General features: G+C 68.4%; 9 protein-coding genes. 8 read left to right on the plus strand and 1 reads right to left on the minus strand.

All coding sequences use genetic code 11. The features are described 5' to 3' along the window. The 8 genes from JWP28_RS12440 to JWP28_RS12475 form a co-directional block, all read left to right on the plus strand. Positions 1-218: hypothetical protein (locus JWP28_RS12440; protein ID WP_299543301.1), on the plus strand; the 218-nt coding region annotated here is incomplete at its 5' end. 613 nt (positions 219-831) lie between these two features. Further along, the gene (locus JWP28_RS12445) at positions 832-1,572 is read left to right on the plus strand and encodes a hypothetical protein (protein ID WP_299543302.1); all 741 of its coding nucleotides are present in this window, start codon (positions 832-834) and stop codon (positions 1,570-1,572) included. Between the two features lie 87 nt (positions 1,573-1,659). Further along, a complete protein-coding gene (locus tag JWP28_RS12450) occupies positions 1,660-2,403 on the plus strand; it encodes a gluconate 2-dehydrogenase subunit 3 family protein (protein ID WP_299543304.1) in 744 nt (247 codons plus the stop codon). 4 nt (positions 2,404-2,407) lie between these two features. Further along, entirely contained in the window at positions 2,408-4,177 is a 1,770-nt protein-coding gene (locus JWP28_RS12455) for a GMC family oxidoreductase (RefSeq protein WP_299543306.1), read from the plus strand. 13 nt (positions 4,178-4,190) lie between these two features. Then, on the plus strand, positions 4,191-5,462 hold the full coding sequence (locus JWP28_RS12460; protein ID WP_299543308.1) for a cytochrome c: 1,272 nt from the start codon (positions 4,191-4,193) through the stop codon (positions 5,460-5,462). A 102-nt stretch (positions 5,463-5,564) separates the two neighbouring features. Then, entirely contained in the window at positions 5,565-7,340 is a 1,776-nt protein-coding gene (gene sppA, locus JWP28_RS12465; protein ID WP_299543309.1) for a signal peptide peptidase SppA, read from the plus strand. A 181-nt stretch (positions 7,341-7,521) separates the two neighbouring features. Further along, positions 7,522-8,562, plus strand: coding sequence for a hypothetical protein (locus JWP28_RS12470; RefSeq protein ID WP_299543310.1), 1,041 nt, complete (start codon positions 7,522-7,524; stop codon positions 8,560-8,562). Between the two features lie 134 nt (positions 8,563-8,696). Next, the gene (locus JWP28_RS12475; RefSeq protein ID WP_299543311.1) at positions 8,697-9,218 is read left to right on the plus strand and encodes a hypothetical protein; all 522 of its coding nucleotides are present in this window, start codon (positions 8,697-8,699) and stop codon (positions 9,216-9,218) included. A gap of 50 nt (positions 9,219-9,268) precedes the next feature. On the opposite strand, the gene JWP28_RS12480 is transcribed toward JWP28_RS12475, so the two are convergent. Then, the gene (locus JWP28_RS12480; RefSeq protein ID WP_299543313.1) at positions 9,269-9,937 is read right to left on the minus strand and encodes a Fe2+-dependent dioxygenase; all 669 of its coding nucleotides are present in this window, start codon (positions 9,935-9,937) and stop codon (positions 9,269-9,271) included. Positions 9,938-10,204 lie beyond the last annotated feature (267 nt).

Consider the following 10,204-nt stretch of genomic DNA (forward strand, 5'->3'; position numbering starts at 1 on the left):
GCCTGGACGCCGCGACCCTGCCCTACCAGGTGATGGACCATGGCTACTGCGTCTCGATCTACGTCGAGGACCCGGACGGCCAGCTCATCGAGTTCACGGTGGACAGCGCGGAGGCCGAGGCCATCGACGTCTGGCAGCGCCGCAGCGCCCACGACACCCTTCAACGCTGGCAGGCCGGCGATCGCGCGACCAACAACGACTTCCGGCCTCAAGGCTGACGCGCCGGCGCGGCCTGCCCGCCCAACGACGGGCAGGCCGCACCGAAGCGACCGCGCGCGGAAGCGGCTTAGCTGCGGAGCCAGTACAGAACGGCCGCCGGGCGACCAGGGTGGGCGAGATAAGGACGCGCAGCGGAGTCTGCACAGACCTGACCGCATACCGCGTCGGGCTGAACCGACCTAACCTGCGAAGAAGCGCGCGATTATTCGATGGCCGAATGCACGCGATTTGCACGCGCCCCATCATAAGTATTTGATTTCATTAAAACGTCCGTCCAGTCCATCACTGGACCCGGCGCGAGTGGCGGGGATGGCTGGACCCACGCTGTCGTCGAGCGGTGGTCGTTCGCACCCAAGAGCACCCGCGAATCTACCAACGAATTGCAGCGGCGGCGGTGGAGCTGGCAGGACTCACATCTTTAGCGCGGGAGCGGTCTTTCTCTGCGAAATACCAACAAGAATGCCAATGCATTGCACCCTGGAGGCTCTGAAGAGGAGACCAGTTGCCCCCCGACTGCGCCCACGACCATTTCCCTTCCCTCTGCGAACGCGGCGTGATTTTCGCCCACGCCGCATTGTGGACAAAGCTCCCCGGCCTGGTTCGCCGCCCCACATGACGCCGCCCCTACGCAAACTCCTGATGGCGGCCGGCATCGCCCTTGGCCTCGCCGTGACCGACGCCCAGGCCGCCAGACACGCGGCCAGCGCCATTGGCTATTCGCGCGACGCCCAACGGGTGCTCACCCAGGCGCGGGCGGCCGTTGGCGGGGCTGGTTGGAACCTGCTGCGCGGCTGGCACGAGACCGGACATCAGAGCGGCGTCGCCTACGAGAGCTGGTTCGATCCCCTGCGCTACGGCATGCGCATCGAGACCCATGAGGCGGGCGGCGTCCACGTCCACGGCTACAACGGCGCCGGCGAGTGGGAGATCCTGCCGGGCGGCGAGGTCCACGGCGGCGACGGACTGCCGACCGCGGCGGAGGCCCGCACCACCGCCTTCCTCACCGTCTACGGCTTCTTCTATCCCGGGCGTTTCGACGCGCGGGGCGGGTATCTGGGCGTGAGACAGGCCCAGGGCCGGGCCTTCGACGTGGTCGAGGTCAAGCCCTATGGCGGCAAGGCGCGGGAGCTGTGGTTCGACCGCGGAACCCACCTCCTGGGCCGCATCGTCGACCGTAGCGGCCCGCGCCCGGTGACGGTGCAGCTCTCGGACTATCGCCGTATCGGCCCCGTGCGGGTCGCCACGCGCTTCACCGTCGATGGCGCAGACCCCAAGGGCGCGATGGAACGCCAAGTGGAAACCCTGACCTTCCAGCCCGCCGACCGCGACGTCTTCGGCCTGCCCCGCCCTTAGCACATCGCCTGACGCCACAAGACTTCCGGCCGCTGGGAACTCCCCTGACGAACCAGCGTTACCGCAGCAGGTTCGGAGCCCTGCGCCTTGCCTCAGTTCCACATCGATCGGCGCACGGCTCTCGGATTCGGCGCGCTGATCTGCGCCGCGCCGTTGGCGAGTTCGGCGGCCCGGCTGACCGGCGCAGGCATGGTCTGGGCGCCCGACACCGCAGCTTATCCATTGGCCACCGACCTTCGCGCTGGCTACGTCTTTTTCACCCCCAACGAGGCGCAGTTCATCGAGTCCGCCTGTGCGCGCCTGATCCCGGCCGACGCCACTGGGCCCGGCGCGGTCGAGGCCGGCGTGCCGCTGTTCCTGGATCGCCAGCTGGCCGGCGAATACGGCAAGGGGACGCGCTGGTACATGCAGGGGCCGTTCGGCCAGAGCACGGGCACCCAGGGCTACCAGAGCCGCTTCCCGCCGGCCGGCCTGTATCGGGCGGCCATCAAGGCGATCGGCGATTACCTGGGCCGCAGCGGGGGCCAGCCCTTCCACAAGCGCAGCGCCGCCGACCAGGACGCCTTCCTGAAGGACCTGGAGGCCGGCAAGGTCGACCTGGGGCCGGACGTCCACGCCAAGTCCTACTTCGGGCTGCTGCTGCAGAATGTGCTGGAAGGCTACTTCTCCGACCCGATCTACGGCGGCAACCGCGGCATGGGCGCGTGGCGGATGATCGGCTTCTCGGGCGCGCGATACGACCAGCGCCCCTATGTGCTGGCCTACGGCAAGCCTTATCCGCTGCCGCCGGTAGGCATCGGCGGGCGGCCCGCCTGGTCGGCGAAAGGCTAGGCGCATGGCGACCAAACTCCCCCCCGTCGACGCGGTGCTGATCGGCTTCGGCTGGACCGGCGCGATGATGGGCCAGGAGCTGACCGAGGCGGGCCTGAACGTGCTGGCCTTCGAGCGCGGCGAATGGCGAGACACGCCCACCGACTTCTCGCCCGCCTTCGCCCAGGACGAGCTGCGCTACTATTGGCGCCACGAACTCTTCCAGCGGCTGAGCCACGACACGCTCACCATCCGCAACAAGATGAGCGAGACGGCGCTTCCCATGCGTCAGCTGGGCTCCTTCCTGCTGGGCAGCGGCGTGGGCGGCGCGGGCGTCCACTGGAACGGCCAGGTCTGGCGCTTCCTGCCCACGGACCTCAAGGCGCGCAGCCACAATCTCGAGCGCTACGGCAAGAAGGCCGTCCCCAATGACATGACCATCCAGGACTACCCGGTCAGCTACGACGACCTGGAGCCTCATTACGACAAGTTCGAGTACCTCTGCGGCGTCTCCGGCAAGGCCGGCAATCTCAAGGGGGTGATCCAACCGGGCGGCGACCCCTTCGAAGGCCCCAGGCAGCGCGAATACCCCAATCCGCCGCTCGACATCCCCTATGCGCCCAGCCTGTTCGGCAAGGCCGCCGCGGGGCTGGGGCGTCATCCCTTCCCGCATCCGGCCGCCAACATGTCGCGGGCCTACACCAATCCGCTGGGGGTGCAGCTCGCCCCATGCACCTACTGCGGCTTCTGCGAGAAATACGCCTGCGGCAACTATTCGAAGTCCAGCGCCCAGACAACCATCCTGCCGGTGCTGATGCGGAAGAAGAACTTCACCCTGAGGACCAATACCGAGGTCCTGAAGATCAACCTCTCCGCGGACGGCAAGACCGCCACCGGCGTCAACTTCGTCGACGAGCGAGGCCAGGAGTTCGAGCAGCCGGCGGAGATGGTCGTGCTCAGCGCCTACATCCTCAACAACGTCCGGCTGCTGCTGCTGTCGGGCATCGGCAAGCCCTACGATCCGGCCACCGGCGAGGGCGTGGTGGGCCGCAACTACGCCTACCAGATCACCTCCTCGGTGAACGTCTTCTTCAACGACAAGATCCTCAATCCGTTCGTGGGCGCCGGTTCGCTCGGGACGATCATCAACGACTTCAACGGCGACAATTTCGACCATTCCGGCCTGGGCTTCATCGGCGGCGGCTACGTCGGGATCCTGCAGACCGGCGCCCGGCCGATCGAGACCCACCCGACCCCCGCCGGCACGCCGGCCTGGGGCGCGAAGTGGAAGCAGGCCATCGCCCGCGACTATCTGAAGACCACCACCGTCGCCACCCACGGGGCGGTGATGAGCCACCGCGGCAACTACCTGGACCTCGACCCGACCTACAAGGACGTGCTCGGCCGGCCGCTGCTCAGGATGACCTTCGACTACACCGACAACGAGCACCGCATGTCCGACTACCTGACCGACCGCGCCGCCGAGATCGGCAAGGCCATGGGCGGGCGCGAGATCAAGGCGAACTACCGCAAGGGCTCGTGGGACGTCGTCCCCTACCAGACCACGCACAACACCGGCGGGGCGATCATGGGCGACGATCCCAGGACCAGCTTCACCAACCGCTACCTGCAGAGCTGGGAGGTGCCGAACCTGTTCGTCCTGGGCGCCACCGCCTTCCCGCAGAACGCCGGCTACAACCCGACCGGCACGGTGGCGGCGCTCCTCTACCACGCCGCCGACGCGATCAAGGCCCGCTATCTGAACGCCACGCACCAGCCCCTCGTGCCGGTCTAGGGCAGTGGGCGGGGTGCGCATCCACCCTCTCGTCGTGGCCGCCCTGGGGGTCTGCGTGATCGCGTCCATGCCGGCGAAGCCGGATGCCCAACGGCCTGCTGCGCCCCTCGCCCCGCCGGCCGCCGAACCGGCGCAGGTCGCCTACGGCCGCTACCTCGCTGTCCTGGGCGACTGCGAGGCATGCCACGATCGGGCGGGCGGCCAGACCTATGCGGGCGGCTATCCGCTGAACACCCCGTTCGGCGTCATCTACTCGACCAACATCACCCCGGACCGCGAGACCGGCATCGGGACCTGGACGGCGGACGACTTCTGGAACGCCATGCACAGGGGCGTCCGCAAGGATGGAGCCAAGCTCTATCCGGCCTTTCCCTATCCCTATTTCACCCACGCCACCCGCGCCGAGTCCGACGCGCTCTACGCCTACCTCAGGACCGTCGCCCCGGTGAGCTATCACCCGCCGGCCAACAAGCTGCCGTTCCCGCTGAACATCCGCTTCCTGGTGACCTTCTGGAACGCGTTGAACTTCAAGGAAGACCGCGCGCCCACCACCGGCCCCACGCCCGGCGCGCACATCGCCCGCGGCCTCGGCCACTGCGGGGGCTGTCATTCGCCGAAGACGTTCCTCGGCGCCGACAAGGCGGGCCATGAGTTCGAGGGCGGCGTTCTCGACAACTGGTTCGCGCCAGCCCTGAACGCCGACGTCCGAAGAGGCCTGGGCGCCTGGTCGACGGCGGACGTGGTCGAATATCTGAAGACCGGCCGTAACGCCCGCGCCAACGGCTCCGGGCCCATGGCCGACGCGATCAGCCATTCGACCTCGCACATGACCGATGCGGACCTGACCTCCATCGCGGCCTTTCTGAAAGCCCAGCCGTCGCACGCCGCGGTCCCCGCGACACCGCCGCCAGACGCCAGGGTCATGGCCGCAGGACAGGCGATCTACGTCGACGAATGCGCCGCCTGCCATGCGATGGACGGCAAGGCCGCGCCTCGGTACTTCCCACCGCTGCCGGGAGCCGCGATGACCCAGTCGGTCGATCCCACGAGCGTGATCCGCTTCATCCTCACCGGAACCCAGACCGTAGCCACCGACGCCCGGCCGACCCCGCTGTCGATGCCGGCCTATGCCTGGAAGCTGAACGACGCCCAGGTCGCAGCCGTCGCCACCTACGTCCGCAACAGCTGGGGCAACGCCGCGCCGGTGGTGACGGCCTCGGATGTCGCGAAGCTGCGCCACAAGGTGGCCGCCAAGCCGATCCGCAAGCCCTCCGCCCGCATTTAGGCGAGCCCGACAACGCCGGTCTTTGCGCCCGCGAAATAGTGTGCGAGAGGCGGAGGCCTAGCCTTTGGATTGCAGGTTTTCCGCGAGGCGCCCGATTCTTCGATGAAGCAGTTCCTGATTACCGCGGCCGGGGTCTTCGCGGGCCTGCTGATCTTCATGATCGGCGTGCCCTTCGTGCTGATCTCCATGGCCGCCGCGGCCGCCGGGCCCGGTCCCATCCCGTCGAAGGCGGTGCTCGAGCTCGACCTGCGCGATTCGCTCACCGACCAGTCGCCGCAGAGCCCGCTGGCCGGCTTCACCCGCCGCGGTCACTCGGCCATGTCGATCATCGAGGGCCTGCGCCGCGCTGAGAAGGACGACCGCGTCAAGGGCGTGCTGGTGCGTCTGCCGGAAGGCGGCATCGAGCCGGGCCTGGCCGACGAGCTGCGCCTCGGAATCAAGCACTTCAGCGCGTCGGGCAAGCCGATCATCGCCCACAGCCAGGGGCTCTATCCCTCCGGCGTGGTCACCGCGAGCTACATGCTGGGCGCCGCGGCGGATGAGCTCTGGATGCAGCCGGGCGCCTCGTTCCAGGTGACCGGCATCGCCAATGAGGACCTGTTCTTCAAGCGGCTGTTCGACAGGTTCGGCGTCAAGGCCGACTACGAGCAGCGCTATCAGTACAAGAACGCGGTCAACGGGTTCCTCTATGACGACTACACGCCTGCCCACCGCGAGGCAGAGCTCTCCTGGCTGGGCTCGGTCTACGCCACCGACATCGCCGCCGCCGCGGCCGACCGCAAGCTCGATCCGGCGGCCCTGAAAACCGCCCTCGAGGCAGGGCCCTATCTCGCCGATGAGGCGCTGAGCCGGCGGCTGATCGACCATGTGGGCCAGGTCCGCGAGGCGCAGGACGTCCTGCTCAAGAGGGCTGGGACCGACTCCCAGATGATCGACTTCGAGGACTACGCCCACGGCCGCGCGCCCCGCCAGCGGGGCCTCGGGCCCGCCATCGCGATCATCGAGGGCGAGGGCGCCATCGTCGACGGCAAGGACCAGGGCGGCAACCCCTTCCGCGGCGGCTCGAGCATCTATGCCGACGACATCTCCGACGCCTTCTACCAGGCCATCAAGGCCAAGGACGTGAAGGCCATCGTCTTCAGGATCAATTCCCCGGGCGGGTCCGACACCGCCTCGGAAGAGATCCTGGCGGCCATCCGCGCGGCCAAGGCGGCGGGCAAGCCGGTGGTGGTGTCGATGGGCACCTACGGCGCCTCGGGCGGCTACTGGGTGTCCTCGGAAGCCTCCGCCATCCTGTCCGAGCCCTCGACACTGACCGGCTCGATCGGGGTGTTCGGCGGCAAGTTCGCGGTCGGCCCGGCGCTCGCCAAGTACGGGGTAGACGTGCGCCAGCTCGGCGTCGGCAGCGACTACGCGGGCGCGTTCGGGATGGGCCAGGAGTTCACGCCGCAGCAGCGCGCGGTCTTCTCCCACTGGATGGACCGCATCTACGACAACTTCGTCCAGCGCGTCGCCGCCGGCCGCAAGCTATCCCCGGACCGGGTTCGCGAGATCGCCAAGGGCCACGTCTGGACCGGCGTCCAGGCCAAGGAGCTCGGCCTGGTCGACGAGATCGGCGGCTTCTACCAGGCAGTGGACAAGGCCAAGGCCCTGGCCCACGTCTCCGGCGAAGCCCGCCTCAAGCGCATGTCGCCGAACGGCTCGCCGTTCGAGGCGCTGCAGAAGATGCTGGGCGTCTCGGCCTCCTCGGCGCGCACGCTGGCGGCGGCGGCCTGGGTGTTCGGCGACCCGCGCGCGCAGGGCATCCTGGACGAACTCGCCCAGGCGCGGCTGCGCAGCCAGGGCGCCATGGTGCTGGCCCCCACGCGCGTCCACTAGGGACGCCGGCGATGGATGCCGATCGGGATCGCCAGCCGATCCGCCGGCTTGCACGGGTCGAGGATGCGGCGGATCCTCCTTCACCCTACCGCCTTGCGCCGGGCGTCCAACCGATCGCGTCTCGACATCGGCGCGCGTCGCTCCTAACCGTCTAAGGCAATCTCGCTGCGGAGGTTCGACGGTGATCGACTGGCAATCGCGGGTTCGCGCGTCGCCCGAACTGTTCCCGCTGACGCTGGACCCTGCGACCGATCAGGTCGAGCTGATCGCCCTGCAGCGGGTCGATTACGAGAGGGCGAGCTTCCTCGACGCCCGACTCCCACCGTCGCAGATGCTGCCGGTCTCCTACGCTGCCCTCGCCGCCGCGGCGGCCGGCATGCCCGCGCGATGCGACTACATCTTCCATGTCGGCCACGTGGGCTCGACGCTGCTGTCGCGGCTGCTGGGCGTTCATCCCAGCGTGTTTTCCGTCCGCGAGCCACAGGTGCTGCGCACGTTCGCCCAGGTGGAACTCACAGACGAGCCGTGGCGCGGCGATGACTTCGATGCGCGGCTCTCCACCCTGCTGGCGCTATTCTCGCGCACCTGGACGCCCGCGCAGCGAGCCCTCGTGAAGACGACGAGCCTGGTCAGTGAGCTCGCAGATCGATTGCTCCGCGCTGCTCCGCGCTCACGCGCCCTGCTGATGACCGTCCGGCCGGAAACCTACCTGGCCACGATCCTGGGAGGGCCGAATTCCCGAGTGGAGCTGCGGACCGCCGCGCCCGCGCGCCTTGCCCGCCTCCATCGCCGGATTGGCGGGCAGGGATGGGACCTCGGCCGGCTTTCCGAAGGCGAAGTCGCCGCCATGAGCTGGGCCTGCGAGATGGCTGCCCTCGCCACGGCCGCCGCTCAGCAGCCGGGCCGGACTGCCTGGATCGATTTCGAGGGCTTTCTTAGGGAGCCGCGAGCCGGCCTCGCCTCGGCCCTTCAGCATCTCCACGGCGCCGCTGACCCGGAGGAAGTGGAACGGCTGGCCCGCTCGGCTTACTTCGAGCGCTATTCCAAGGCCCCTGAATATGGCTATGGCCCGGACGTTCGCCGGGCCGTCCTCGACACCGCGCGGCGCGAGCATGCCGTAGAGATCCATCGGGGACTGGCCTGGCTCGCGGCCGCCGCACGCGCCTATCCGTCGCTGGTCGGGCCGATCGAGTCTGCGGCGGCGTTCGATCATGTCGCCTAACGCGTTCGCCGCGCGGCCTTGGCGGCGCTCGGCGCGGGAGTCGTCAGATGCGATGTTCCACAGGCGGCAAATACGACTAGCGTGCGGAATTGTTCACGGGGGAGATGTCGGTCATGACGAAGAACAACACCCGCTTGGCGGCCGCCACGCTCGCCGTCCTTGCTGCGGCCGGCACGGCGGGGGTCGCCTGGGCGAAAGACGCCGAAAGCCAGCGTCAGGCGACGGCCTTCCGAGCGGTTCTGGATTGCCGGGGGCTGGCCGACAACACGGCCCGCCTGGCCTGCTTCGACGCCGCGACGGCCAAGATGGGTGAGGCAGAGACGCGCGGCGACATCGTCGTGATCGATCGCGCCCAGGCCAGCGCGGCCCATCGCGAAGCCTTCGGACTGCACGTGCCGAGCCTGGGTTTCGTGGTCCGGGCGCTGAAGCCTGAGGAAGTCGACAGTCTGGATGGGGTGGTCCGCGCCGCCCGCGCCGACATCAACGGGCATTGGACCCTCATCCTGGAGGACGGCGCCCGGTGGCGTCAGATTTCAGGCGATCTGATGCGAGCGCCCAGGGCTGGTTCGAAGGTGCGCATCCACAAGGGATCGCTGGGCAGCTTCCTCATGAACGTGGATGGACAGACGACCATCAAGGTCCATCGCGACGAATAGACTCCAGGGCCTCGGATGGCTCACGGGCCTGGGTCCGGACGCGAGGCCGCTCAATCGGACGCGCTCCAGATGCGCTTCAGATTGGTCCGCACATATTGCAGCCGAGTGCGGCTCTCCCAGCTCATGTTGTTTCCCTCTATCGCGGCGACCTCGTCCAACTCGAAGAGCAACTCGCGGTAGGCCGCATCGGCTATCTGGCTCTCAATGAAGGTGATCCCGACCAGCCGCTCGCCGGCGGTGACCGGGGTCACCTCGTGCAGCGTGGTGGAAGGATAGACGATGGCCGCGCCGGCCTTGAGCTTGAACTCCACCGCGGCCGATCCCAGCCGCACGGAGAGCGCGCCGCCTTCGTATGTGTCCGGCTCGTTCAGGAAGATCGTGCAGGAAAGATCGGCGCGGAGCATGCGCGCGCCCAGCTGCATCAGCGCCGCATCGGTGTGCGCGCCGTACTTCATGCCGGGTTCGTAGCGCGCCAGCAGCGGCGGTGCCATCAGGCTGGGGAAGGCGAAATTGCGAAACGGCTCGCTGCGCTGCAACGCCGCGGCCATCAGCTTCGACGACGCGGCGTAGCCTTCGTCGGCGTGGTCGACCTGCAGGTTGTCCTTCACGGTCGAGTGAGGGCTTGAGATGCGCCCATCGACGAAGCGCGCCTTGGCCGCCCACTGCCGAAGCCGCGCGATCTCCTCGGGAGCCAGGACGTCGGCGATCTCAAGGAACATCTGTCACCATGATGGGTCCGATGCCTAGCATCGACGGCGCGGCCGGACAACGCGGGCCGCCGGCGCCGGGGCGGTGGCAGGCGTCGGATCCTGAACGTTGTCGCCCGGTTTGGCGGCCGGCACACTTGCTGCTCACCTTCCGACCCTGTCTAAACGAAGGCTCGAAGCCCGAAAGCCATTGCCGGAACAGCGTTTGGTGTCCAGTTCGAACCCGATCGACGCGGCGCCCCTCGCCGCCGCCCGGTCCCACGCCCAGGCGGGGCGGCT

The sequence above is a fragment of the Phenylobacterium sp. genome (assembly GCF_028290885.1).
Taxonomy (GTDB): domain Bacteria; phylum Pseudomonadota; class Alphaproteobacteria; order Caulobacterales; family Caulobacteraceae; genus Phenylobacterium.

Coding starts and splice junctions, on each gene's coding strand:
- JWP28_RS12445 (WP_299543302.1), top strand. CDS start 832: ATGACGCCGCCCCTACGCAAACTCCTGATGGCGGCCGGCATCGCCCTT.
- JWP28_RS12455 (WP_299543306.1), top strand. CDS start 2,408: ATGGCGACCAAACTCCCCCCCGTCGACGCGGTGCTGATCGGCTTCGGC.
- JWP28_RS12480 (WP_299543313.1), bottom strand. CDS start 9,937: ATGTTCCTTGAGATCGCCGACGTCCTGGCTCCCGAGGAGATCGCGCGG.
- sppA (WP_299543309.1), top strand. CDS start 5,565: ATGAAGCAGTTCCTGATTACCGCGGCCGGGGTCTTCGCGGGCCTGCTG.